Here is a 23,470-nt window from a genome sequence, read left to right on the forward strand (position 1 = left end):
AGGAGTCAAATCGTGGCGCGGCCGACCGGGAAACGTGCCGCGAAGCTCACGCTTGCCCTCGCCGTTCCGCCCGCGCCAAAAGAAAACGCCGCGCATCGAGCGCGGCGTCCGAAGCCCGCGCGGCGCGTCCCGGGCCGGGAGCGCCGCCGTGCCATGCGCGGCCGGCGGCCTCAGCCGCCGTTGCGCGGCAGGAACGTCATCGGATCGACGGGCTTGCCGTCCTGGCGCACCTCGAAGTCGAACGAGGCACGGCCGTCCGGATTGGTATCCATCTCGGCGACGGGCTGGCCGGCGCTGACGGCATCGCCGTCGTTCACGAGCAGCTTGCCGTTGTGGCCGTAGGCGGTGATCAGGCCGCTCTCGTGCTTCAGGATCACGAGCGGGCCGTACTTCGCCACGCCGTTGCCGGCATAGACCACGCGCCCCGCCGCCGCCGCGCGCACGGTCTTGTCGCCGGTGGAGGTGATCGTGATGCCGCGCGTGCGGCCCGGAATGAAGCGCGAGGTGACGGTGCCCTGCGCGGGCCACGCCAGCGCCGGCTGCGCCTCGGCGGGCGGCGTGCCCGGCAGCGCGGACGCCGACGGCGCCGTGCCGGCCGGGACCGGCGAGGTCACCGCGGTCGAGCCGAGCGGCGGCGCGACGCGCAGCACCTGGCCCGGCGTCAGCATGTCGGTGGGCGCGATGTGGTTCCAGCTCGCCAGGTCCTGCACGCGCTGGCCGAAGCCGGCCGCGACGCCCGGCAGCGTGTCGCCGGGGTTCACGCGGTAATAGCCGGCCAGCACGCCCGCCTGCGACTGGCGGCTCGGCTGCGGTTGTTGCCCGGACGGCTGCCAGTTGTCCGTCCATGGCGTCATCGTGCAGCCGCCGACGAGCGCCGCGCCGGCCGCAAGCCCGATCGCGCGCGAGACGGCGCGACGGTACGTGGTGGTTTCGGTGAAGATCGTTCTTCTCAAGCTGCCTCCCTAGTTTCGCTTCGCGGCCGGCCGCGCATCGCCAACGCCGCCGGCCACCTGGCCCGATTCGGGCCGGTCCCGTGCAATGAGACCGTCAGACGCTGCCCTCGGTTTCCACGACGAGAATACGGGCTTCCCCTCGCGGATGGGCAACGTGCTCGGTGCCCACCGTGGCGTGAAAGATGTCGCCGGCCTCGAGCACGGCAACGTGCTCGCCGGCGGCATCGCGATAGTGCATGTCGACCTGTCCGTCGAGCACGACGAATACTTCCTCGCCGTCGTTGACATGCCAGACGTAAGGCTGGTCGGTCCAGTGGAGCCGGGTCGTGATACCGCGCATGTTCGCGATATCGAGCGCGCCCCAGGCGCGCGACGCGGTAAAGGTCTTGCTGCGAATCAGCTTCATGTCGGGTTCCGGCACGGCGCGCATGGCGCCGCTGTCTCGCCGCGCGGCCCGGCCCGGCCGCTGCGTGCCCGTCGGATAGTAACCGCTCGACGTGAATTGCGGAACCTTCGTGCCCCGATTCACGGCGGCCCGTGGCACCCGCGGCGCGCTTTCCCGTCATGCGAAAAAGCGCCGGCCCGTGATTCCTCGCGGAAATCACGGGCCGGCGCTCATGGCAACGTCTGCTTCGTCGGTCTTGCCTCAGCAAGCGGCGTGCCCAGGGGAGTGGCGCGCCGCTTGCTTTCGATCAGCGACCCTTGTAGACCGGGGCGCCGTCGGCGATGCGATGAACCTTCGACGGCGTGCCCGACTCAGCGGCGGCGGCCGGTTGGGCGCCGTAGCCGCTGGTGTCGGCCGCGGCATAGTCCTGCTGCGGGTGGATCCGCGCTTCGGCTGCCTGGATTTCGTTCGGGTAGTCGATACGGTCCGCGTTCGGGCTGTAACCGGCCTTTTCGAGCTGGACCAGTTCGGCCTTCACTTGAGCGCGCGTCAGCGGGCCGTTCGATTGCTGGGCGAACGAAACGGCGGGGACGGCGAGGACGGCAGCAGCAGCAACAGTAGCGATCAGCGATTTCATGATTTTCACCTCCGAGACTTTTTTTGCTCCGCCGCCCACACCATGTGAGCAGCGAGTGATGTGAAGTCTAGTCGCATTGCAACTTAGGGAAAACCATGAAACCACGAAAACACTGTTCCGCAAGAGACACTAATCCGCCGTCCTGACCGCTATCACCCCGATAGATAACATGGTTATCTGCAACAATTACCGCCGCCGCGCCGCGTCATGCCCAATTTGCGTGGAAGCTGCCCGGCTTGTCGGTACGTTCGAACGTGTGGGCGCCGAAGAAGTCGCGCTGCGCCTGCACGAGGTTCGCCGGCAGCCGCTCCGAACGGTAGCTGTCGAAGTAGGCGATCGCCGACGAGAACGCCGGCACCGGCACGCCGGCCTTGACCGCGGCCACCACCACGTCGCGCAGCGCTTCCTGGTAGTTCGCCGAGATCTCCTTGAAGTACGGATCGAGCAGCAGGTTCGCGAGCTCCGGGGCGGCCTTGTAGGCGTCGGTGATCTTCTGCAGGAAGCGCGCGCGGATGATGCAGCCCGCGCGGAAGATGCGCGCGATCTCGCCGAGGTCGAGCTTCCAGTCGTATTCCTTCGACGCCGTGTCGAGCTGCGCGAAACCCTGCGCGTAGGAGATCACCTTGCTCAGGTACAGCGCGCGGCGCACCGCCTCGATGAACGCCGCGCGATCGCCCTCGGGCTTGCCCGCGGCCGGGCCGCTCAGCACCTTGCTGGCGGCCACGCGCTGCGTCTTCAGCGACGACAGCACGCGCGCGAACACCGATTCGGTGATCAGCGGCAGCGGCACGCCGAGGTCCAGCGCGTTCTGGCTGGTCCACTTGCCGGTGCCCTTCTGCGCGGCGCGATCGAGGATCACGTCCACCAGGTATTCGCCGGTCTCGTCGTCCTTCTTGGCGAAGATCTTCGAGGTGATCTCGATCAGGTAGCTGTCGAGTTCGCCCTGGTTCCATTCGGTGTAGACGCGGCCCAGCTCCTCGTTCGAGAGGCCCGCCACCTGCTTGAGCACGGCGTAGCTTTCGGCGATCAGCTGCATGTCGCCGTACTCGATGCCGTTGTGGACCATCTTCACGAAATGGCCGGCGCCGTCCGGGCCCATGTAGGCCACGCACGGCTCGCCGTCGGGCGCCTTCGCGGCGATCTGCTTGAGGATCGGCTCGACCAGGTCGTAGGCGTCGCGCTGGCCGCCGGGCATGATCGACGGGCCGTGCAGCGCGCCCTCCTCGCCACCCGACACGCCGGTGCCGATGAAGTGCAGGCCCGACTGCGCGAGTTCCTGGTTGCGGCGGATGGTGTCGGTGAAATGCGTGTTGCCGCCGTCGATCAGCACGTCGCCCTTGCCGAGCAGCGGCTTGATCGCCGCGATGGTGGCGTCGGTCGCCTCGCCCGCCTTGACCATCAGCAGGATCCGGCGCGGCGTTTCGAGCGACCCGACGAACTCCTCGAGCGTGTAGGTCGGCACCAGCTTGCGGTCGGGGAATTCGGCGATCAGCTCGTCGGTCTTGTCTCGGCTGCGGTTGTACACGGACACGGCGTGGCCGCGGCTTTCGATGTTCAACGCCAGATTGCGGCCCATGACGGCCATTCCGACCACGCCGATTGCTTGTTTGCCCATTGTTCACTCTCCGATGAAATCACGGCGCGGCCCGACCGAGCCGCGCGCACAAGCCGCAAGGATACGGGAAAACCTCATGGCGACGCTGCGCCGCGCTCAGCGCGCCCGACGCCGAAACACCACGCAAAGGTTGTTGGCCGGCATCTCGACCACCTGCGCGGCGTCGAATCCGGCGGCCTGCGCGAGCGCGTCGACGGCCTCCAGGTCGCGCACGCCCCATGCCGCGTCGCGCTGGCGCAATTGCGCGTCGAACGCCTCGTTCGACGGCGCGGTGTGCGCGCCGTTGCGGCGGTACGGGCCGTACAGCACCAGCACGCCGCCGGGGTCGAGCCGCTGCGCGGCGCCGTCGATCAGCGCGCGGCCCGCCTCCCACGGCGAGATGTGGATCATGTTGATGCAGACCACGGCGTCCAGGCCGCGGGTGCCGTCGAGCGGCCAGCATTCGGCGCGCACGTCGAGCGGCAGCGGCGCGCGCAGGTTCGGCAGCGCGGCGTCCGCGACGCGCACGGCGATCGACGCGAGCGCCTGCGGGTCCGGGTCGGTCGGCTGCCAGACCAGCTGCGGCAGCGCGGCGGCGAAGAACTCGGCGTGCTGGCCGGTGCCGCTCGCGACTTCGAGCACGGTGCCGGCCTCGGGCAGGACCTCGCGCAGCACCGCGAGGATCGGCTCGCGATTGCGCTCGGCGGCGGGTGCGTGCAGGCGCAAGGAGCCGCGCTCGGGGTCGGTGGACGTGGCGGGGTTCGGCTTGGCGGCGGCAGGGTTTGGGGTCGTCATGAATCGGCAATTGGCGTGGGCCGGACAGCGGCGATGGCCGCAGTGTGCCGCATCGGCGGCCAATGCGCGACGTGGGTGGTGCCGTTTCACCTCGCGCCCGCGAAGCACGCCAGCGCGGCCGGCGGCATCCGCGCCGCCGCCGGCCACGCGGCTCGCCGAATTCAGCCGCCGCCGGATTCAGTCGTCGATGTCAGCCATCGATCGGCCAGCCGGCCGGATCGCCATCGAGCCCGAGCCGCCCCGCCAGCGCGTCGAGCGCCGGCCCGCACGGCGCCTCGACCTTCAGCGCGAGCAGCGGATCGGCGCGCGTGCGGCCGAGGTTGAGCGCGGCCACCGGCTTGCCGCGCTGCCCTGCCCAGACGCAGAAGCGGTAGCCCGAATACACCATCAGCGACGAGCCGACCACCAGCATCGCGTCGGCCTCGTCGAGCGCGAGCGTCGCCGCGGCCACGCGCTCGCGCGGCACGTTCTCGCCGAAGAACACCACGGCCGGCTTCAGCATCCCGCCGCAGATCGGGCAGTCCGGCACGCGGAACGCATCGAGCGCGGCCCATTCCAGATGCGCGTCGCCGTCCGCCAGGGGAGCCGCCTCGACGGCCAGCAGCGCGGGGTTGTCGGCCTCCAGCGTGAGCTGGATCGCGGCACGCGAATGGTGGGCGCCGCAGGCCAGGCAGGTCACGCCGTCGATGCCGCCGTGCAGCTCGATCACGTCCGCGCTGCCGGCGCGCTGATGCAGCCCGTCGACGTTCTGCGTGACGAGCCGGCCGACGCGCCCCGCCGCGCCGATTCGGGCCAGCGCGCGATGCGCGGCGTTCGGCCGGGCACGGCCCACCACCGGCCAGCCGAGCATGCTGCGTGCCCAATAACGGCGCCGCGCGTGGTCGGAACCGACGAATTCCTGGTACTGGATCGGCTGGGAGCGCATCCACTGGCCGTTGCGGTCGCGATAGCCGGGAATGCCCGAGTCGGTGCTGATGCCGGCGCCCGTCAGGACGAACAGGCGCGGATGGCGTTCGACGAACGCCTGCAGCGCGTCGAGCGCCGCGGGGTCCACCGTGGAATCGGTCACGATCGCGGCGGACATCGGATCTTGGTCGTTCATGGCTGGGTGGGGAGTCCGGCAGGCGCCGCGGGGGAGCGCGGCCGATGCCTGCGTGTGGCCATGATACCGAACGCGCCCGAGCCGCGTGGGCGCGCCACCCGGTCCGGCCGGATCGCGCGGGCGGCGCGGGATCTCGCGGCGGAACCCGGCGCGGCGCCGCCGCCGTTGTGTCGACACAACGCGTGAAGAGCGCTTGCAGATTTCGCTTGCCACGCCTAGTACAAACCCTTAGCATTGCATCTGTCTCCTCCATGTCTCCAACATGGATTCAGCCCGCAACAGTGTTGCGGGCTTTTTCTTTTGTGCCGTCGTTAGCGCCCCGCCGCCGGCCAGCCCGTTCCCCCTTCCTCCTCAGGCGCTCGCTTCGATCGCGAGCGTCAAGTTCAATCCGTATAACCGCGCCGCCCCGCCAGATCGCCGACCGCCCGCACCGACAGCAGGCTCGCCGAATCGTGCTCGTCGCGCGCCGTCTGCGCGCCGGCCACCCCCGCCGGCACGCCGGACGCGCCGCCGCGCACGAAGCGTCGCCCGGCCGGACCGTACACCGCGTCGGGCTCCGGGAACCATTGCAGGAACAGCAGGTACAGCCCGCCGCCGAGCACCATCGACACCGGTACGCTCAGGTCGAGCCCGCCCGCCAGGTTGCCGAGCACGCCCACGAACTGCCCCGGCAGGTTCACGCAGGCGAGGCCAACCAGCGCCGCCGGCAGCCACGCCCCCATCGCCCGCAGGTTCCAGCCGTGCGTGAACCAGTAATGGCCGCCGCGCCCGCCGCGATTGAACACCTGCAGGTCGTCGGCCAGGTAGTGGCCGCGCCGCGTCACGTAGCCGATCACCATGATGGCCATCCACGGGCAGCTGAACGTGCCGATCAGCGTCGAGAACGTCGAGACGCTCTCCACCAGGTTGAACGCGAAGCGGCCGACGAAGATGAAGCCGATCGCGAGCGTGCCGATCAGGATCGTCGCGCTCACGCGGTTCAGCCACTTCGGCACCATGCTCGACATGTCGAGGCCGGTGCCGTAGAGCGCGGTGGTGCCCGTCGACATCCCGCCGATGATCGCGATCACGCAGGTGGGCAGCAGGAACCAGCGCGGCGAGACGGCGAGCAGGCCGCCGACGTAGTCGTTCGAGGCGATGAACGACGGCGCGTGGGTGGCGATGACGGTGGCGGTGGCGAGGCCGAAGAAGAACGGCACGAAGGTCGCGAACTGCGCGACGAACACGGCGCCCATCACGCGGTGGCGCGGCGTGGTGTCGGGAATGTAGCGCGCCCAGTCGCCGAGCGTCGAGGCGAACGAGACCGGGTTGCTCATGGCGACCAGCGCCGAGCCGCAGAACGCGGCCCAGAAGCCCGGGCTGCCGGTGGTGAGCGTGCCGGCGTAGTGCGGGTCGAAGGTGCCCGCGAACGCCACGGCGCCCGCCACGAACATCAGGCTCGCGGCCCAGACCGCGATCTTGTTCACCCACAGCATGAGGCGGAAGCCGTAAATGCAGACGACCAGCACCAGCACCGCGAACACCAGGTACGACGCGCCGACCGTCGCGCCGTTCACGGGCAGCCCGACCAGGCTGTGCGCGCCGCCGACCAGCGCGTCGCCGGAACTCCACACCGCGAGCGAGAAGAACGCGATCGAGGTGAGCAGCGCGAGGAACGAGCCGACGATGCGGCCGTGGATGCCGAAGTGGGCACCCGACGAGACCGGATCGTTGGTGCCGTTGCAGGTGCCGAACAGGCTCATCGGCGCGAGGATGCAGGTGCCGCCGATCACGCCGAGCAGGATCGACAGCGCGCTCGCCTGAAACGACAGGCCGAGCAGCACCGGGACACTGCCGAGCACCGAGGTGGAGAAGGTATTGCAGCCGCCGAACAGCAGCCGGAACAGGTCGATCGGCCGCGCGTAGCGCGAGGCGTCGGGGATGCGTTCGAAACTGAAGGTCTCGACGCGGGTCATGCTGGTGTCCTCAGCAGGGATATCGCTCATTGTCTCGCTCCATTCGGGCGCCGGTCCGTGCCGCTCGCGCGGCCGTCCGGTGTGTTGTGCCGGCCGGCGCCCTGCCTCGTCTGGCCGGCGCCGCGCAATCCTTTCGGATTCCTCATGCATTGCCGCGGGTCTTGCCGCGACGCCTGCCGCGGTTCCTGCCGCCGTGCGGCCCGGCACGCGGCCGGCCGCGCCGCCGCTACATCGGGAAACCCAGCGCCTTGATGCCGCGAATCCAGGCGCGCTTCCAGCCGCCCTCGGCATCGGCGCCGTCGAACGCGTGGAACGTGAGCTTCGCGGCGAGCCAGCGCACCGGCTCGGGCGGAATGTAGGTCGGGCTCTGGTTCGCGATGTCGAGCCGGCGCTCGGGGCTGTCGCGATCGAACAGGATGTTCAGCCCCATGAACGCGCCGAAGCGGCTCGCGGCCACCCCGAAGCCGGTATAGCCGGCCACGAACACCGCCTTGTCGCCGAGATAGCGCTTGGCGAACACCGAGCCGCGCGAGCAGTAGTCGATCGGGCCGCCCCAGGCATGCGAGAAGCTCACGTCGGCGAGCTGCGGGAAGGTGCGGAAGAACGCCTGCGCGAGCCGCGTGTAGGTGTCGTGCCGCGCGTCCTGCGCCGGGTTCGGATCGCCGTCGAAGTGATAGCTGACGAGCCCGCCGAAGATGATCCGGTTGTCCTTCGTGAGCCGGAAGTAGTTCAGCTGGGTGCGCGTGTCGTAGATGCCCTGGCGATTGCGCCAGCCGATCCGCGCGAGCTGCGCGTCGCTGAGCGGCTCGGTGGCCAGCACGTGGTCGCGCACCTGCAGCACGCGGCGGTTGATGTCGGCGATCCCGACCTTCGCGGTGCCGCTGCCGAACAGCACGCGCGGCGCGCGCACGCTGCCGTGCGGCGTGGTCGCGAGCACGGTGTCGCCGTCGTCGCGGATCGCCTGCAGCGGCGTGTGCTCGTGGATGCGCACGCCGAGCGACAGCGCGGCGCGCTTGAGGCCCCAGGCGAGCTTGGCCGGATGCACGGTGCCGCTGCGATTGCGCGACCAGAGCGCGCCGGCGAACAGCGGCGAATCGAGCTGGCCGCGCGTGGCCTGGCGGTCGAGCAGCACGACGTCGTGGCCGTAGCGCGTATGCAGTTCGTGGTCGTCGCGCAGCTGCGCGAGATGGTCGGGATCCACCGCCACCGTCATCTCGCCGTTCCATTCGATGTCGGCGTCGATGCCGTAGCGCTCGAGCGTGGCCTCGAAGCCGTCGAGATTGCGGTGCCCGAATGCCTCGAGCTGCGCGATGTCGTTCGGGAACACGCGCACCGCGTTCGGCAGGCCGTGCATCACCGAGGTCGAGATGATCCCGCCCGCGCGGCCCGACGCGCCGTGCGCGACGCGGCCGGCCTCGATCAGCACCACGTCGAGTTCGGGCATCTGCTCCTTGGCCTGGATCGCGGCCCACAGCCCGGTGAAGCCGCCGCCGACGACGAGCAGGTCCGCGCGCGTCCCGGTGGCGAGCGCGGCTTCGGCGGGCGGCTCGATCGGGTTGTCGAGCCAGTACGGCATCAGCTTCGCGCCGGCCAGCGCGCGTACCGCGTCGGCTTGCGCGGCGCCGCGTGCCGTGCCGGCGGCGGCCGGCGGCGAGGAAGCAGGCTGCGAGGCAGGCTGGGAGACCGGCGCGCCGGCGTCGCGGCGGTTCGTGGCATCAAGCATCGCGGGCCTCCTGCCGGAAGGCGCCGCCGGCGAGCGGCGACGCGGCGAACGGAACATGGCCGCGCGCGGCATGCGACCGGGACGAAACGGCGGACGGATTCATCGCGAACCTCACGGCGTGGCCGGCTTCAGGCCTGTTCGAGCAGCACATAGAACTTCTTCGCATCCTCGATCGTCTCCCAGCGGCCCGCGAAGCCGGCCGGCAGCAGGTAGCCCTGCCCCGCCGAGAACTCCCGGCGGTTGCCCTCGACGTCGGTCAGCGCGACGCGCCCCTCGACGAGCCAGACTGCCTCGTCCGATTCGGTGGCCGGAAACTCGACCGAGCCGACCTTGCCTTCCCACCAGCCCACCACGTAGCCGCGGCTGTTGCCGGCGCCCGCGCGCCAGTCGCATTCGTCCATGCCGTAGTCGAGCCGCGTGAATTCGCCGAGGCCCGCGCCGAGCGCGACGATGTCGTGGATCAGTTTGCTCATGTGCGTCATTCCAGGATTGAAAAGAATGGAGTGGACTGTACCCACCGGCCGTGCGACGGTATGCCCCCCCTCAGGGGGGGCAGCGCGCGTTTCGTGGCCGGCCGCAGGCCCCGAAACGGGATCCGTACAACACCGGCTTTACGGCGACCGCCGGGCCTGTCCTATAATTGCCCCGCCTTCATTCCGGCACGCCATATGGCCGTCCACGCCCGCTCCTCGTCCCCCGATTCCACGCCGATCCCGCTGTCGTTCCAGACGCTCGGCCAGGTCATCGAATCCGTTGGCAGCCCTGAATTCGTGCCGCGCCTGACCGTGCTGCTCAACGAGATCGTGCCCGTCAACGTGGTGCATATCGAACGCTCGCGCGCCGACACGGCGATGCCGACCGGCTTTCGCTGCGAGTGGGTGGGCAGCGGCGGCGTGGGCATGGACAGCCGCACGATCGCCGACGTGATGACGCTCTACTACGACCGCTTCTACGATCGCGACCCGCTGTTCGCGGGCATTCGCGGCGAGGTCGGCACGCTGCTCGTGGTGCGCGACATCGGCGCGATCCCGCCCGGCGAATTCCGCCAGCGCCTCTACGACGAGGTGCAGATCGCGCACGAATGCGTGCTCGCGCGCGGCACGCGCCACGCCCAGCACTCGATCGCGCTCGAACGCGACACGCGGCAGCCGGCGTTCTCGCTGGCGGAAATGCAGCGCTTTCGCACCGTCAGCGACTGCCTGTTCCCGCTGCTCGAACTGCACGCCTCCACCACCGCCGCGAAGCGGATCGGCATCGCCCCGGTCACGCCGCACCTGCACCCGCTCGCGCTGTTCGATGCGCGGATCGCACGCGACCAGCCACGGCTGTCGCGGCGCGAGTACGAGATCTGCGCCCATCTGATCGGCGGCAGGACCGTGCCCGAGGCCGCCGACATCCTCGGCGTGCGGGCGGCCACCGCCGAGTCCTACGTCAAGCGGGCGTTCGCCAAGCTCGGCGTGCGCACCAAGCGCGAGCTGATCCTCTGGGGCCAGGCCGGCGCCTGATCCTCGCTTCGCGCGTTTCGTTCATTTCGCGCGGCCGGCCCGCAGGTTCGTTTTGCCGGGCCGCTTTGCCGGCGCGGCCCGACTGCGTACACGCGGGCCGCGCCACGGCCCTCGCCGCATGCAAGCATCGACCGCGATCGATGTGGACATCGGCAATTCGCGATTCGTCCGCCGCGCGAACTCCCCTACCATCGTCGCGGCGCGGTTCCCGCGACGCATCGCATCGACATACCGGAGACACCCGATGAGCTTCCTCCCGACCCGTCATGGCGCCGACGGCCTGCCCGTGTACCCCGCCGCGACCATCGCCGGCACCCACCACTACGGCAGCGACGACGCGCCCGAGCCACGCAGCGCACTGCACCACGCGGCCAGCGGCGAGCCGGCCGGCTGGCAGGACAGCGCGAGCGCGGCGCTGATCGACGCGGCGGTGGCCGCGGCACACGCCGCGCTGCCCGGCTGGCGCGCCACTACGCCGGCCGAACGCGGCCGGCTGCTGCGCAAGATCGCCGCGCACATCGAAGCCGACACCGCCGAATTGAGCGCACTGCAAAGCCGCATCAGCGGCAAGCCGCCGGCGGAAGCCGAAATCGATGTCGGCGACGCGGCCGCCACGTTCCGCTATTACGCGGACCTCTGCGAGGACGCGGCGAATTTCGGCCCCGAGCCGGTCGCCGTACCCGGTGCCGGGATCGTGGCCGAGCGCGCCTGGCAGCCGGTCGGCGTGGCCGCGCTGATCGTGCCGTGGAATTTCCCGATGGTGACCACCGCCTGGAAGCTGGCGCCGGCGCTGGCCGCCGGCTGCACGGCGGTGCTCAAGCCGTCGGAGCTGACCTCGCCGGTCGAGCACCGGTTGATCGCGCTGCTGCACGCGGCGGGCGTGCCGGCCGGGGTGGTCAACGTGGTGAACGGCGGCGCCGAGGTGGGCGCGCAGCTGACGGCGCACGGGCAGATCGACAAGATCTCGTTTACCGGCAGCACCGCCGCCGGCCGCCACGTGATGCGCGCGGCCGCCGAACGGATGACGCGCGTGACGCTCGAACTCGGCGGCAAGTCCGCGCTGATCGTGCGCGACGACGCCGACCTCGAGCTGGCCGTCTCGCTCGCCGTGGGCGGCGCGTTCACGAACGCCGGGCAGATGTGCTCGGCCACCTCGCGGATCCTGGTTCACGAGCGTGTCCACGCCGCGTTCATGGCCGGCCTCGAGCACGCCGTGCGTGCGCTGGTGGTGGCGCCGCCGCAGGTCGCCGAGGCCGCGATGGGGCCGCTGATCTCGGCGGCGCACCGCGCGCGCGTGGACGCCGCGCTCGACGCGGGCCTCGCGGCCGGTGCCGCCATCGCATTCGCGGGCCGGCTCGACCCGGCCTGCGGCGACGGCTTCTTCCGCGCGCCGGTGGTGATCGCCGAGCCGGCGCTCGACAACGTGCTGTGGACCGACGAGGTGTTTGGTCCGGTGGCCTGCGTGAAGGCCTTCCGCGACGACGACGAGGCCATCGCGCTCGCCAACGACACGCGCTATGGGCTCGTGGCAAGCGTGGTCACGCGCGACGACGCGGCCGCGCGGCACTATACGGCGGCGCTGCGCGCCGGGCTGGTGTGGATCAACACGCCGCAATTGGTCTTTCCGCAGGTCTGCTGGGGCGGGCTCGGACTCAGCGGGATCGGCCGCGAACTCGGCGTGGCCGGGCTGCGCAGCTATCAGGAGCTGCGGCACTCGATCGCCGCTTGATACGGCGGGCGCCTGGCGGCCCGGCCTGCCGGTCATGCGTCGATGCGCGATGCGCCCGCGAGCAACCGGGCGCCAATCCGGCACGTTCCGTCGGCGCGCTCCGGCGGCACGCGACGCCACCACGCCGACCCTCCACGCCGCGCCCTCCGGTTAGCGTCACCGCCCCTGCATCACTCGCCGCAACTCGCCAGCTGCCCTGGACCGCCGCCGCTCCGCCACGGCACGTGCCGCGCCCGACAGTCGACGCACGATCGCCCGCCCCGCTGCCCGCACCCGCCAGCGCCCCGCCCCGTCTCCCGCCTCCCGCCTCCCGCCTCCCGCGCCCGCCCGCGCATAGCTGCTATGCGGCCCACGCAACGGAGCCGCGTCCCTCATCGCCATGATCAGTCTCGCCCTGTCGTGCGAGCCGCACCGCCGCACGGCAGGCCGGCATCTATAACGACAGGCTTCGCCGCCTGCTGGAGATAGACATGCCATCGTGGTATCGCATGGCGCCCGCGCAGCGCCGCGCGTTCCGGGCCGGCTTCCTCGGCTGGGTGCTCGACGCGATGGACGTGCAGTTCTTCGCGTTCGTGATCCCCATGCTGCTCGCCACCTGGGACATGAGCCGCGCGCAGGCGGGCATCATCGGCACCTCGGCGCTGGTGGCCTCCGCGCTCGGCGGCGTGGCCGCGGGCGTGCTGGCCCACCGCATCGGCCGCGTGCGCGTGCTGAAGCTCGCGATCCTCTGGTTCTCGCTGTTCACCGGCCTGTCGGCCCTCACCAACGGCTTCGAGCAGTTGCTGTTCACGCGCAGCCTGCAGGGGCTCGGCTTCGGCGGCGAATGGGCCGCCGGCGCGATCCTGATCGGCGAGGTGGTGTACCGGCGCATCCGCGGCCGCGCGGTGGGCGCCGTGCAGAGCGGCTGGCCGGTGGGCCATGCGCTGGCGGCGCTGGCCTACTGGGTGCGGTTCAACACGCTGCCTGAACACCTGGCCTCACGCGCGCTGTTCCTCGTCGGCATCCTGCCCGGCCTGCGGGTGCCGTGGATGCGCCGCAACGTGGCCGAATCGGAGGCGTTCGAGGCGACCGCCGGCTTCCGCGCCCAAAGCGGCACGCTCGACACTTTCAAGCGCATCTTCGCGCCGGCCGTGCTGCCGCGCACCGCGCTCGCCTCGCTGATGGCGGCCGGCGCGCTCGGCGGCAACGACACGATCCTGACCTGGCTCGTCGCCTACCTGCGCCAGACCCGGCATCTGGCCGTCAACCTGACCACCGCCTACCTCGCGGTCAACCTGCTCGGCTCGTTCTGCGGCTACATCGGCATGGCCTACCTCAGCGACGGCATCGGCCGCCGCCGCACCTTCGCGCTGTCCGCGGCCGGCGCGATCCTGACCGGCTGGTCTACACCATGCTGCGCCTGCCGCCCGTCACGCTGCTGTTGCTCGGCTTCCCGCTGGGGCTGTTCCAGTCCGGGATCGTGTCGGACGTGGGCGCCTGCTTCACCGAGCTGTTCCCGGTGCAGATCCGCGCCTCGGCGGGCCGCCAAATTGATCGAAACAATCAAATTTGAGTGAATCCAGCCGACTCAATCGCACCCCAATTGATTGAAATGTCGCTTTCATGATTGATTTGCGCAAAAATTTGAACTGAACTACACTCCGACCTGATCGAAATGATCATTTTGAGATTGTTCCCGGCGGAGAACGGTCGCTACGACGAACAACATCTGGAGACATGTGAGATGCAGATCCCCATCAAACGCTCGATCGAACGCGTGCCCGGCGGCATGATGATCGTCCCCCTGCTGATCGGCTCGATCGTGGCGACGTTCCTGCCCGGCATGCCGAAGTTCTTCGGCTCGTTCACGAACGCGCTGTTCACCGGCGCGCTGCCGATCCTCGCCGTGTTCTACGTCTGCATGGGCGCGGGCATCGACATCAAGGCCACCCCGTACCTGATGAAGAAAGGCGGCGCGCTGCTCGTCACCAAGGTGGGCGCGGCCGTGGTGGTGGGCATCGTGCTCGGCCATTTCCTCGGCGAGCAGCCGGTCTCCTCCGGCCTGTTCGCCGGCATCTCGACGCTGGCCGTGGTGGCCGCGATGAACGACACCAACGGCGGCCTCTACATGGCGCTGATGGGCCAGTACGGCCGCTCGGAGGACGTCGGCGCCTACACGCTGATGTCGCTCGAATCGGGACCGTTCCTGACCATGGTGACGATGGGCGTCGCGGGCCTGTCGGCGTTCCCGTGGCAGACGCTGGTGGGCAGCATCCTGCCGCTCGCGCTCGGCATGCTGCTCGGCAACCTGGACCGCGAGATGCGCGCGTTTCTGGCCAAGGCCGTGCCGGTGATGATCCCGTTCTTCGCGCTGGCGCTCGGCGCCGGCCTCGACCTGCACAAGGTCTGGCAGGCCGGCCTGCTCGGCATCGGCCTGGGCGTGGCGGTGGTGGTCGTGACGGGCATTCCGCTCTACTTCGCCGACCGCCTGACGGGCGGCACCGGCGTGGCCGGCGTGGCGGCGGCCAACACCGCCGGCAACGCGGCGGCCGTTCCGGCGCTGGTGGCGGCGGCCAACCCGGTGTACAACGCGGCGGCGCAAAGCGCGACGCTGCTGGTGGCGGCCTGCGTGGTGGTGACGGCGATCCTCTCGCCGATCCTGACCGCGTCCGTGGCCAAGCGCTACCAGCGCCGGCAGGAGGCCCGGGCCGCGGCGTCGAACCCGGGGCGGGAGACGGCATGACGCGTTTGCTGATCATCGCGGACGACCTGTCGGGCGCCGCCGACTGCGCGATCGGCTTCGCGGGCGCGGGCCATCGCACCGTCGTCACGCTGGACGCGACGCGCCTGGCCACGCATGAAGACGCCGACACGATCGCCGTCGACACCGATACGCGGCGCCTCACGCCCGAAGCAGCGTCGGCGCGCACCACGGCCGCCTACGCCGAGATCTGCGTGCGCGGCCAGCGGCTGTACAAAAAAATCGACTCGACGCTGCGCGGCAACTGGGCCGCGGAAGTGGCCGGACTGCACGCGCTGGTGGGCATGGCGATCGTCGCGCCGGCGTTCCCGGCCACCGGTCGCACGGTGCGAGGCGGCCATGTCTACGTCCACGGCGAGCCGCTCGAGCAGACCGCGACCTGGCAGCTCGAACACGCGGAGCGGCCCGCGGGCCTCGCCGAGCAGCTCGCCGAGGCCGGCCTGCGCACCGCGCTGCTGGACGCCGAAGCGCTGCGCGACGAGCCGCAACAGCTGGCGGCCCGGATCGCCGCGCTGGCCGCGGACGGCACGCAGGCGCTGATCGTCGACGCGCAGAGCACGCAGGCGCTGCGCGCGCTGGCCGACGTGACGCTGCGCAGCGACGCGGATTTCTTCTGGGTCGGCTCGGGCGGCCTCGCGCGAGAAATCGCGGCGCTCGACGCACGCGACGGCGCGAGCGGCGCGGATGACGCGAGCGGCGCGTTTCCCGGCGGCCCGATCCTGATCCTGGTCGGCAGCCTGTCGGCCGTCAGCGAGCGCCAGTGCGTGGTGCTGCGCGAGCAGGGCGGCGTCGAGGAATGGACCGTGCCGCCCGCCGTGCTGCGCCGCGCGGCCGGCCACGCCGACTGGCAGGACTGGCAGGCGCGGATCGGCGCGGCGCTCGGCGCCGGCCGCGATCTGCTGCTGCGCATTGGCCGCGACGACGCGTTCGATCCGGCGGAAAGCATGCAACTGTCGACGGCGCTCGCCGCGCTCGTCGAGCCGCACTTCGCGAAGGTCGGCGGCCTGATCGCGACCGGCGGCGAAACCGCGCGCGCGATGCTCACGGCCGCGCGCATCGGCAACCTGCGCCTGCTGGCCGAAGTGGAAGCCGGGGTGGCCGTGGCACGGCCGCTCGACGCGGCGCATCCGCATCGGCCGGGCGTCGTGACCAAGGCCGGCGCGTTCGGCACCGACCGCGCGCTGTACGCGGCGTGGCGAACCCTGCGCAACGAAACCGGACCGGACGTCGGCACACGCTGACGTCCGGACCTCACAAAGAACCGAGCAGCATCCCCCTGACGGCTAACGAGATCACATCATGAGCAACTATCTTCCTGTAATCGGCATCACGATGGGCGATGCGGCCGGCGTCGGCGCGGAGGTCGTCGTCAAGAGTCTCACGCACGCGTCGGTCTACGCGCAATGCCGCCCGCTCGTGATCGGCGACGCGAAGCGGCTCGAACTCGCGAACCGGATCGTCGGCGGCACGATGCGGGTGCGCCGCATCGAGGACGCCTCGCAGGCCCGCTACGAGCAGGGCACCATCGACTGCATCGACCTCGGCCTGATCCCCGAAGACCTGCCGTTCGGGCAGCTCTCGGCCGTGGCCGGCGACGCCGCCTACCAGTACATCAAGCGCGCGGCCGAACTCGCGCAGGCCGGCACGATCGACGCGATCTGCACCGCCCCGCTCAACAAGGAAGCGCTGCACGCGGGCGGCCACAAGTATCCGGGCCACACGGAAATGCTCGCGGCGCTGACCGGCGTGGACGAGGTGTCGATGATGCTGGTCGCGCCGCAGCTGCGCGTGATCCACGTGACGACCCACATCGGCATCCTCGACGCGGTGCGCAAGATCGAGCCGGGCCTCGTGCAGCGCACGATCGAACGCGGCCACGCGACGCTCGTGAAGGCCGGCATCGAGAAGCCGCGCATCGGCGTGTGCGGGATCAACCCGCATGCCGGCGAAAACGGCCTGTTCGGCTACGGCGAGGAAGAGGAAAAGATCATCCCCGCGGTGCAGGCGCTGCAGGCGCGCGGCCTCGACGTGACCGGCCCGCTGCCGGCCGACACGCTGTTCTTCCGCGCCGGGCGCGGCGACTTCGACCTGGTGGTGGCGATGTACCACGACCAGGGCCATGGCCCGGTGAAGGTGCTCGGCCTGGAGGCCGGCGTGAACGTGACGGTGGGCCTGGAAGTGATCCGCACTTCGGTCGATCACGGCACCGCGTTCGACATCGCCGGCAAGGGCGTGGTGGACGAAGGCAGCATGCTGGAAGCGCTGCGCCAGGGCGCGGAGCTGGCCACGCGCCGCCACTGACGCGGCCGGACGGCCCGCTGCGGTAAGATTGCAGGCCATTTTCATGCTCCTTGCTCCGTGAAGAAAACCACCGACCGCCATCAGGCGATTCTCGAACTGGTCCGGACCCGCGACGCCAACGTCGAGGAACTGTGCGCGGCGCTGGGCGTGTCGGAAGCGACCATCCGGCGCGACCTGACCACGCTCGCGCGGCAGCGCCGGCTGGTGCGCACCTATGGCGGCGCGACCGCGGCGCAGGTCGGCGTCCATGAACCCGAGGCCTCGCTGAAGGAACGCGAGGCCGCGCAGCGCGAGCAGAAGGAAGCCATCGCGCAGGCCGCCGCCGCGCGGGTCCGCGCCGGCGACACCGTGCTGCTCGACGGCGGCACCACCTGCGCCGCGCTGGCCCGGCACCTGGCCGCGCGCGAGGATCTGCACGTGGTGACCAACAACCTGCTCGCGGTGATGGCGCTGGCCAGCGCGCCGGGCGTGCGGCTCACGCTGATCGGCGGCGAGCTGCGCAATTCGAGCATGAGCACGCTCGGGCCGCTCGCCGAACTCGTGCTCGGCAGGCTGACCGTCGACATCGCGTTCCTCGGCGCCGACGGCGTGGTGGCCGGCTTCGGCCTCTGCGAGGCGTCGGTGCAGCAGGCGTATCTGAAGGAATGCATCGTGGCGCGTGCCGCCGAGGTGGTCGTGCTGGCCGACTCGGCCAAGCTCGGCCGCGCGCGGCAGCAGCACTGGACGCCGCTGCCGCGCCGCTGGCGCCTGATCACCTCGGCGCAGGCCGATGAAGCCACGCTCGCGCCGTTTCGCGAGCTCGAGGAAGTGACGATCGAACTCGCTTAGCGAGTGTCCTCTCCTGATCGCGCCGCGTGCGCCACGGCCGCCGCGGCACGGTTTTTCTCACCGCCTCACCGCCTCGCCGCCGCCGTCTCCCCCGCCGCGTCCACGTACCCTCCATGGCCGTGCCGTACCCCGGGCGGGCGGCGCCCGCGCATGCAGGGCAAGCGAAAGGTCACGCCACTAGAATCGCTCGCGAGACCACCACGAGAGACCTCTCGACCATGACAATTCAAACGAGCTGCCTGCTGGCGCTGCTGGCCGCGCCGATGATCTGCCACGCCGATTCGATCGCGGCGCCGGCGATTGCCGCCGGCGACACCTGGACCTACGCCACCACGTTCGAAACGGCCCCGAACGGCTGGCGCGAGACCCACGACCGGCTGGTCGTGCTGCGCACCACCGCCGATCACATCTACCTGGAAGCCAAGCCGGACGGCTCGGCGCAGGCGCCCGTGGAAACCGTGACGGGCGCCGACTGGGCTCGCTCGCGCAACATCAACGGCACCGATACGATCGTCAACCGGCCGCTGTCGTTCCCGCTTTCGAAGGGCAAGCAGTGGCAGGTCAAGTTCACCGAGCCGCATCCGAATCCGCGCCTGAATTCGGCGCAGCTCGACGTGAAGATGCAGGTGGTCGGCAACGAGCCGATCGATGTGAAGGCCGGCCACTTCGACGCGATCAAGGTCGAGGGCGAAGGCGAATGGAAGACCGAATCCATGCCGGTGCGCGTCAACGGCGCCGAGATCGTCCACGACGGCGCCGGCACGACGGCGATCGCGCATTCGGGCGGCAGCCAGATCACCGTCGAGACGGGCCGCGTCTACTACGCGTATTGGTACGTGCCGGCGGTGGGCCGGTGGGTGAAATCGGTCGAGGAAAACTACAACGCGAGCGGCGTGCGCACGCGCCGTTGGTCGGCGGAACTGGAGTCGTTCCAGTCGAACGCGAAGCACCTCAGCTTTCCTGCCGCAAGCGCCGCGCCGGCAAGCGCCGAGCCGGCAAGCACGACGGCGCCGGCCGTGGCGACGCACGAGCCCGCCACGCCGGCGTCGTAAGCGGCGCCCGCCCAACCCGACGAGCCCCCGATGCTGTTTTCGATCCAGTTGCTCGACAGGCCCGGCACCATCGCGCTGCGCACTGAACTGCGTCCGGCCCACAAGGCTTACCTCGGCGCCGTGGCCGAGCGCATCGCGTTCGCCGGCCCGCTGTTCGAGGCCGACGGCGAGACCGTGGCCGGCAGCCTGCTGGTGCTCGACTTCCCCTCGCGCGAGGCCGCGCTCGAATGGCTCGACGCGGAACCGTTCACGGCGGCCGGCGTGTACGGCACGCGCACGATCCACGCGTTCGCGAATCTGTGGCCGCAACGCGCCGGCTTCCCGCCGGCCTGATCCGCACCCGGCGCGCGGCGATCCACTCCCGCCGCGCGCCGATGCCGGCCCGCGAAAGCCGCCTTGCAGCGCCCCGACCCTGGTCTGACGAAAGCTCGGCATCGCGCTGTCGGGCAGCTTTCCGCCCCCGCCGCGCGATTCATCGATCCGGTAGATCGCTGCCATCAAAATATCTCATATAACAAAATGAAATCGATGGCATAGTCGCGAGCTTCGATATCCGGCGGTTCCCGAACCGCCGCCAAGCACCAAGCCAGCGCGTCCCGATCACGCCAGCCAGGTGCCGCGCCCGGGCCACGCCGGCACCGCGCCCACTCCGGCGCCGGCCACGCACGCCACGGCGCGTCGACCTTCAGCCCGAACCGCGAACGACGCCACGACCGTCACCGTTCGCCGCGTTTCACTGAGCCGTATTCCCCATGCCGGAGGGCGCGCGTTCGCCCGCCGCCGGCCGATCGATTCCCTGACGAAATCCGAGACAGCGCGCCAACGAAATCGCCGTAATCCGCTTACAGATAGAGATGATTCTCATTCCAATTGCGCCAGTCGTTCGCCGACAAACCGGCAGGAACGAGGCATCCGCGAGACGCGTCCGTACCCGTCCGCCAGCCGCGCCCCCGACCGCAACCCGTTTCGACAACACCAAGGAACACCGCATCATGGCAAGGATTGACCGCCATTTCACCGCCCCGCCCCGCCTGACCCGCTGCGCGGCGCTCGCCGCGCTCGCCTGCCTGTCGGTTGCCGATCCGGCGCTCGCGCAGGATGCCGACACGGCCCCGAAGGACTCGCAGAAGACCGCCGTGCTCGACACCATCAACGTGTCGGGCGACTGGCTCGGCAGCGGCCTGCAGAACAGCGTGAAGACCTTCGCGGGCGCGCGCACCGTGGTCGATCACCGGCAGATCGAGCAGAGCGGCGCGTCGAGCATCGGCGACGTGCTGCGCCGCGTGCCGGGCGTGCAGGCCACCGACAACTCGGGCTCGGCGGGCAGCGCGATCTCGCTGAACATCGGCGTGCGCGGCCTGACCGGCCGCTACGCGCCGCGCTCGACGATCCTGCTCGACGGCATTCCGCTCGCGTTCGCGCCCTACGGCCAGCCGCAGATGTCGTTCGCGCCGGTGAGCCTCGGCAACCTCGAGTCGATCGACGTGGTGCGCAGCGGCGGCTCGGTGCGCTACGGCCCGCAGAACGTGGGCGGCGTGATCAACTTCCGCACCCGCGACGTCCCGAACAAGCCGGGCCTGACGGCCGACGCGACGATGCGCGAGAACATCTACACGCACGGCGGCGCGAGCACGCTCTACAGCACCTACCTCGGCACGCAGATGGACAACGGCCTCGGCGTGGCGCTGCTCTACTCGGGGATGGCGGGCCGCGACTGGCGCGTGGGCAGCGACGAGAGCGTGAACGACCTCGCGCTGAAGTGGCGCTACGCACTCACGCCGTCCTCCGAGCTGTACGGCAAGTTCTCGTACTACGACGTCAAATCGCACACGCCGGGCGGCCTGACGGTGGCGCAGTTCAATGCCGACCCGTTCCAGAACACGCGCCCGACCGACTTCTGGTACGGCGACCGCAAGGCGTTCGACGTCGGCTACCTGAATACGATCTCGGCGAACCAGGAGTTCGAGATCCGCACGTACTACAACGAGAGCTACCGCACCAGTTCGCTGATCAACTCGGCGCGCACGCAGCTGCAGGACCAGCCGCGCACCTACTCGGTGTTCGGCATCGAGCCGCGCTACACGCAGCGCTTCACGCTCGGCCCGACCACGCACGACGTGACGGTGGGCTACCGCTACATCCGCGAGCGCGGCACCGACAACAGCTTCAACCAGTCGATCGCGAGCGGCGTGACCAGCGGCACCACGCGCTTCGACAACTCGACCGATGCGCACGCCGCCTACATCGACGACAAGATCGCGTTCGGCCGCTGGCGCCTCACGCCGGGCATCCGCTACGAGCACATCGAATCGACGCGCCGCGACGACATCCTCAACCAGGACTTCGGCGCGAAGAACAACAAGCCGCTGCCCTCGGTAAGCCTGTCGTACCTGCTGACGCCGGCGCTGACGCTGTTTACCGACTACAGCACCTCGTTCGGACCGGTGCAGAACCTGCAGCTCAATTCGCAGTCGGCCACCAACCCGCTCGCGCCGGAAACCGCGAAGACCTTCGAGGTGGGCGCGCGCTGGACCAGCCGGCGGATCCACGCCGAGGTCAGCGCGTTCAACATGCGCTTCGACAACCAGATCCTGCAGGTGGTGGGGGTCGTGCCGGCCACCTTCCAGAACATCGGCGCGACGCATCACCAGGGCATCGAATCGGCGTTCGACTACGCGTTCGCCGACGACGGCCCGCTGCGCGGGCTCGACGCCTACGTGAACTTCACCTACACCAAGGCGATCCAGGAATCGGGGCAGTTCTCGGGCCGCGACGTGCCGTTCTACTCGCGCTTCACCGATACGCTCGGCATGCGCTATCAGCGCGGCGACTGGACCTTCAACCTGTCGAGCACGCACCAGAGCGCGCAGTATTCGGACACGGCCAACACGGTGGCCGAATCGGCGGACGGCAGCGTCGGCCGCGTGCCGGGCTTCCGCGTCTGGAACCTGCAGGCCGACTGGAAGATCCCGCACTGGAAGGGCAGCACGCTGACGGCCGGCATCAACAACCTCGGCGACGCGCGCTACTACACGCGCAACGTGGACGGCAACGCGGGCCGGATGGTGGGCGCGCCGCGCATGGTCTACGTGCAGGGACACTTCGTCTACTGAGCGTGACAGGCCCGCCAGACGGCGGGCGGCGGGCGGCGGGCGGCGGGCGGCGCGCGAGGATACGCGGCGCGGGCACGGCGGGCAGCGCATCGCGCGCCGCCCGCCGCTCAGCCGGCTCGCGCCCGACGTGCCGCCGGCCGCGTCGTCAGACGTGCTCGGCGAACCACGCGAGCTGCCGGGCGATGCTGTTGTCGAAATGCGTGCCGTCGTACATGTCGTAATGGCCGGCACCGGCCTCCACGTGGAGCGCCTTGGTTGCGGACGCAACGGCGTCGTGCAGCGCGACGCCCTGCTCCGGCGGATTGACGCCGTCCTCGCCCGCCACCACCACCAGCACCGGGCAGGCGACGCGCGCCGCCGCCTCCGCCGGCTTGTAGTTCAGCATCTCGCGCACGGTCAGGAACGGGATCTTGATGTCCATCGCCGGATATTGCCGGCGCATCGTCTCGACGAACGCCTTCGACTGCTCGTCGGTCAACACCTTCGTGATCGCGACGAACATCTCGCGGCCGGTGCCGGCCTTCTTCTCCTGCATGCGCTCGAGCATCGCGACGAACTCCTGGCGCTGCTCGCCGGACATATGGCGCGTGACCACCTGTTCGCCGTCGGCGAAGCTCAACTGGCTCACTACCGCCTTCACCGCCGGGTCGGCCGCCGCCGCGGCCAGCACGTGGCCGCCGCCGAGCGACGTGCCCCACAGCGCGACGCGCGCCGCGTCCAGGCCCGCCTGCGCCTTCACGAAGGCGAGCACGGTCGCGATGTCCTCGATCTGCAGCGCCGGCACGAGGCGCCCCGCCTCGCCGCCGCTCGCGCCGAAGCCGCGATAGTCGAACGTGACGGCCCCATAGCCGGCCGCGACGAACGCCTCGGCGAAGCGCGGCAGCAGCACCTCCTGAATCCCGCAGAAGCCGTGGCACAGCACGATGACGGGGACCGGGCCGGGCGTGTCGGGGCGGCGCACGGTGATCGCGATCTCGTTGCCGGTTCGATGTGTAGTGATGTCCATAGGATCGGAAGCTGGAAGTGGAAAAGCGATGGATCCGGCGGCGCGCGGCGCG

Annotated in this window: 20 protein-coding genes; 10 read left to right on the forward strand and 10 right to left on the reverse strand. The window is 70.3% G+C overall.

Going from position 1 to position 23,470, the window contains the following annotated elements; translation table 11 throughout:
* Positions 1 to 170 precede the first annotated feature (170 nt).
* The 9 genes from bpln_RS27320 to bpln_RS27360 all read right to left on the reverse strand — a co-directional run bounded on the left by bpln_RS27320 (position 171) and on the right by bpln_RS27360 (position 9,617).
* Entirely contained in the window at positions 171 to 953 is a 783-nt protein-coding gene (locus tag bpln_RS27320; protein WP_042628291.1) for a peptidoglycan DD-metalloendopeptidase family protein, read from the reverse strand.
* 94 nt (positions 954 to 1,047) lie between these two features.
* On the reverse strand, positions 1,048 to 1,359 hold the full coding sequence (locus bpln_RS27325) for a cupin domain-containing protein (protein ID WP_055141241.1): 312 nt from the start codon (positions 1,357 to 1,359) through the stop codon (positions 1,048 to 1,050).
* A gap of 286 nt (positions 1,360 to 1,645) precedes the next feature.
* Positions 1,646 to 1,975: a DUF4148 domain-containing protein gene (locus bpln_RS27330; protein WP_042628292.1), complete on the reverse strand. Its 330-nt coding sequence runs from the start codon at positions 1,973 to 1,975 to the stop codon at positions 1,646 to 1,648.
* 205 nt (positions 1,976 to 2,180) lie between these two features.
* The gene (gndA, locus tag bpln_RS27335) at positions 2,181 to 3,590 is read right to left on the reverse strand and encodes an NADP-dependent phosphogluconate dehydrogenase (protein WP_042628293.1); all 1,410 of its coding nucleotides are present in this window, start codon (positions 3,588 to 3,590) and stop codon (positions 2,181 to 2,183) included.
* A 96-nt stretch (positions 3,591 to 3,686) separates the two neighbouring features.
* Positions 3,687 to 4,364, reverse strand: a complete 678-nt coding sequence (locus tag bpln_RS27340; RefSeq protein WP_042628294.1) for a DUF938 domain-containing protein — start codon at positions 4,362 to 4,364, stop codon at positions 3,687 to 3,689.
* Positions 4,365 to 4,554: 190 nt separating this feature from the next.
* Complete coding sequence (locus tag bpln_RS27345) at positions 4,555 to 5,466, reverse strand: NAD-dependent protein deacetylase (protein ID WP_042628295.1); 912 nt, start codon at positions 5,464 to 5,466, stop codon at positions 4,555 to 4,557.
* Between the two features lie 383 nt (positions 5,467 to 5,849).
* Positions 5,850 to 7,451 (reverse strand): purine-cytosine permease family protein, encoded by a 1,602-nt coding sequence (locus tag bpln_RS27350; RefSeq protein WP_042628296.1) that lies wholly within the window; start codon positions 7,449 to 7,451, stop codon positions 5,850 to 5,852.
* Positions 7,452 to 7,647: 196 nt separating this feature from the next.
* Positions 7,648 to 8,997, reverse strand: coding sequence for an NAD(P)/FAD-dependent oxidoreductase (locus tag bpln_RS27355; RefSeq protein ID WP_055141242.1), 1,350 nt, complete (start codon positions 8,995 to 8,997; stop codon positions 7,648 to 7,650).
* A gap of 275 nt (positions 8,998 to 9,272) precedes the next feature.
* Positions 9,273 to 9,617, reverse strand: coding sequence for a cupin domain-containing protein (locus bpln_RS27360; protein ID WP_055141243.1), 345 nt, complete (start codon positions 9,615 to 9,617; stop codon positions 9,273 to 9,275).
* Between the two features lie 195 nt (positions 9,618 to 9,812).
* Here bpln_RS27360 and bpln_RS27365 point away from each other — a divergent pair, with 195 nt between their 5' ends.
* From bpln_RS27365 to bpln_RS27410, 10 genes are all read left to right on the forward strand, one after another.
* The gene (locus bpln_RS27365) at positions 9,813 to 10,649 is read left to right on the forward strand and encodes a helix-turn-helix transcriptional regulator (protein WP_042628297.1); all 837 of its coding nucleotides are present in this window, start codon (positions 9,813 to 9,815) and stop codon (positions 10,647 to 10,649) included.
* Positions 10,650 to 10,893: 244 nt separating this feature from the next.
* Positions 10,894 to 12,378 (forward strand): aldehyde dehydrogenase family protein, encoded by a 1,485-nt coding sequence (locus bpln_RS27370; protein WP_055140565.1) that lies wholly within the window; start codon positions 10,894 to 10,896, stop codon positions 12,376 to 12,378.
* Positions 12,379 to 12,848: 470 nt separating this feature from the next.
* Entirely contained in the window at positions 12,849 to 13,934 is a 1,086-nt protein-coding gene (locus bpln_RS27375; protein WP_244132143.1) for an MFS transporter, read from the forward strand.
* A gap of 167 nt (positions 13,935 to 14,101) precedes the next feature.
* Positions 14,102 to 15,100, forward strand: a complete 999-nt coding sequence (locus tag bpln_RS27380; protein ID WP_042629504.1) for a 2-keto-3-deoxygluconate permease — start codon at positions 14,102 to 14,104, stop codon at positions 15,098 to 15,100.
* Positions 15,097 to 16,359 carry a four-carbon acid sugar kinase family protein gene (locus tag bpln_RS27385; protein WP_055140566.1) on the forward strand — a complete coding sequence of 421 codons (1,263 nt, stop codon included), beginning with the start codon at positions 15,097 to 15,099 and terminating at the stop codon, positions 16,357 to 16,359. The genes bpln_RS27380 and bpln_RS27385 overlap by 4 nt, the downstream gene beginning before the upstream one ends.
* A 58-nt stretch (positions 16,360 to 16,417) precedes the next feature.
* A complete protein-coding gene (gene pdxA / locus bpln_RS27390) occupies positions 16,418 to 17,419 on the forward strand; it encodes a 4-hydroxythreonine-4-phosphate dehydrogenase PdxA (protein ID WP_042628300.1) in 1,002 nt (333 codons plus the stop codon).
* Positions 17,420 to 17,476: 57 nt separating this feature from the next.
* A complete protein-coding gene (locus bpln_RS27395) occupies positions 17,477 to 18,247 on the forward strand; it encodes a DeoR/GlpR family DNA-binding transcription regulator (protein WP_042628301.1) in 771 nt (256 codons plus the stop codon).
* 218 nt (positions 18,248 to 18,465) lie between these two features.
* A complete protein-coding gene (locus tag bpln_RS27400; RefSeq protein WP_055140567.1) occupies positions 18,466 to 19,299 on the forward strand; it encodes a hypothetical protein in 834 nt (277 codons plus the stop codon).
* A gap of 30 nt (positions 19,300 to 19,329) precedes the next feature.
* Positions 19,330 to 19,632, forward strand: coding sequence for a YciI family protein (locus bpln_RS27405; protein ID WP_042628303.1), 303 nt, complete (start codon positions 19,330 to 19,332; stop codon positions 19,630 to 19,632).
* Positions 19,633 to 20,291: 659 nt separating this feature from the next.
* On the forward strand, positions 20,292 to 22,412 hold the full coding sequence (locus bpln_RS27410; RefSeq protein ID WP_055140568.1) for a TonB-dependent receptor family protein: 2,121 nt from the start codon (positions 20,292 to 20,294) through the stop codon (positions 22,410 to 22,412).
* A gap of 145 nt (positions 22,413 to 22,557) precedes the next feature.
* Here bpln_RS27410 and uilS read toward each other — a convergent pair whose 3' ends face one another.
* Complete coding sequence (gene uilS, locus bpln_RS27415) at positions 22,558 to 23,418, reverse strand: UilS family quorum-quenching N-acyl-homoserine lactonase (RefSeq protein WP_055140569.1); 861 nt, start codon at positions 23,416 to 23,418, stop codon at positions 22,558 to 22,560.
* Positions 23,419 to 23,470 lie beyond the last annotated feature (52 nt).

Origin of the sequence: Burkholderia plantarii (assembly GCF_001411805.1) — a bacterium.
GTDB lineage: Bacteria > Pseudomonadota > Gammaproteobacteria > Burkholderiales > Burkholderiaceae > Burkholderia > Burkholderia plantarii.

What these genes read in the sequence shown, in the direction of transcription:
- bpln_RS27325 (WP_055141241.1), bottom strand. Translation starts at nt 1,359, where the DNA reads ATGAAGCTGATTCGCAGCAAGACCTTTACCGCGTCGCGCGCCTGGGGC.
- bpln_RS27330 (WP_042628292.1), bottom strand. Translation starts at nt 1,975, where the DNA reads ATGAAATCGCTGATCGCTACTGTTGCTGCTGCTGCCGTCCTCGCCGTC.
- gndA (WP_042628293.1), bottom strand. Translation starts at nt 3,590, where the DNA reads ATGGGCAAACAAGCAATCGGCGTGGTCGGAATGGCCGTCATGGGCCGC.
- bpln_RS27340 (WP_042628294.1), bottom strand. Translation starts at nt 4,364, where the DNA reads ATGACGACCCCAAACCCTGCCGCCGCCAAGCCGAACCCCGCCACGTCC.
- bpln_RS27345 (WP_042628295.1), bottom strand. Translation starts at nt 5,466, where the DNA reads ATGAACGACCAAGATCCGATGTCCGCCGCGATCGTGACCGATTCCACG.
- bpln_RS27350 (WP_042628296.1), bottom strand. Translation starts at nt 7,451, where the DNA reads ATGAGCGATATCCCTGCTGAGGACACCAGCATGACCCGCGTCGAGACC.
- bpln_RS27355 (WP_055141242.1), bottom strand. Translation starts at nt 8,997, where the DNA reads ATGCCGTACTGGCTCGACAACCCGATCGAGCCGCCCGCCGAAGCCGCG.
- bpln_RS27360 (WP_055141243.1), bottom strand. Translation starts at nt 9,617, where the DNA reads ATGAGCAAACTGATCCACGACATCGTCGCGCTCGGCGCGGGCCTCGGC.
- bpln_RS27365 (WP_042628297.1), top strand. Translation starts at nt 9,813, where the DNA reads ATGGCCGTCCACGCCCGCTCCTCGTCCCCCGATTCCACGCCGATCCCG.
- bpln_RS27370 (WP_055140565.1), top strand. Translation starts at nt 10,894, where the DNA reads ATGAGCTTCCTCCCGACCCGTCATGGCGCCGACGGCCTGCCCGTGTAC.
- bpln_RS27375 (WP_244132143.1), top strand. Translation starts at nt 12,849, where the DNA reads ATGCCATCGTGGTATCGCATGGCGCCCGCGCAGCGCCGCGCGTTCCGG.
- bpln_RS27380 (WP_042629504.1), top strand. Translation starts at nt 14,102, where the DNA reads ATGCAGATCCCCATCAAACGCTCGATCGAACGCGTGCCCGGCGGCATG.
- bpln_RS27385 (WP_055140566.1), top strand. Translation starts at nt 15,097, where the DNA reads ATGACGCGTTTGCTGATCATCGCGGACGACCTGTCGGGCGCCGCCGAC.
- pdxA (WP_042628300.1), top strand. Translation starts at nt 16,418, where the DNA reads ATGAGCAACTATCTTCCTGTAATCGGCATCACGATGGGCGATGCGGCC.
- bpln_RS27400 (WP_055140567.1), top strand. Translation starts at nt 18,466, where the DNA reads ATGACAATTCAAACGAGCTGCCTGCTGGCGCTGCTGGCCGCGCCGATG.
- bpln_RS27405 (WP_042628303.1), top strand. Translation starts at nt 19,330, where the DNA reads ATGCTGTTTTCGATCCAGTTGCTCGACAGGCCCGGCACCATCGCGCTG.
- bpln_RS27410 (WP_055140568.1), top strand. Translation starts at nt 20,292, where the DNA reads ATGGCAAGGATTGACCGCCATTTCACCGCCCCGCCCCGCCTGACCCGC.
- uilS (WP_055140569.1), bottom strand. Translation starts at nt 23,418, where the DNA reads ATGGACATCACTACACATCGAACCGGCAACGAGATCGCGATCACCGTG.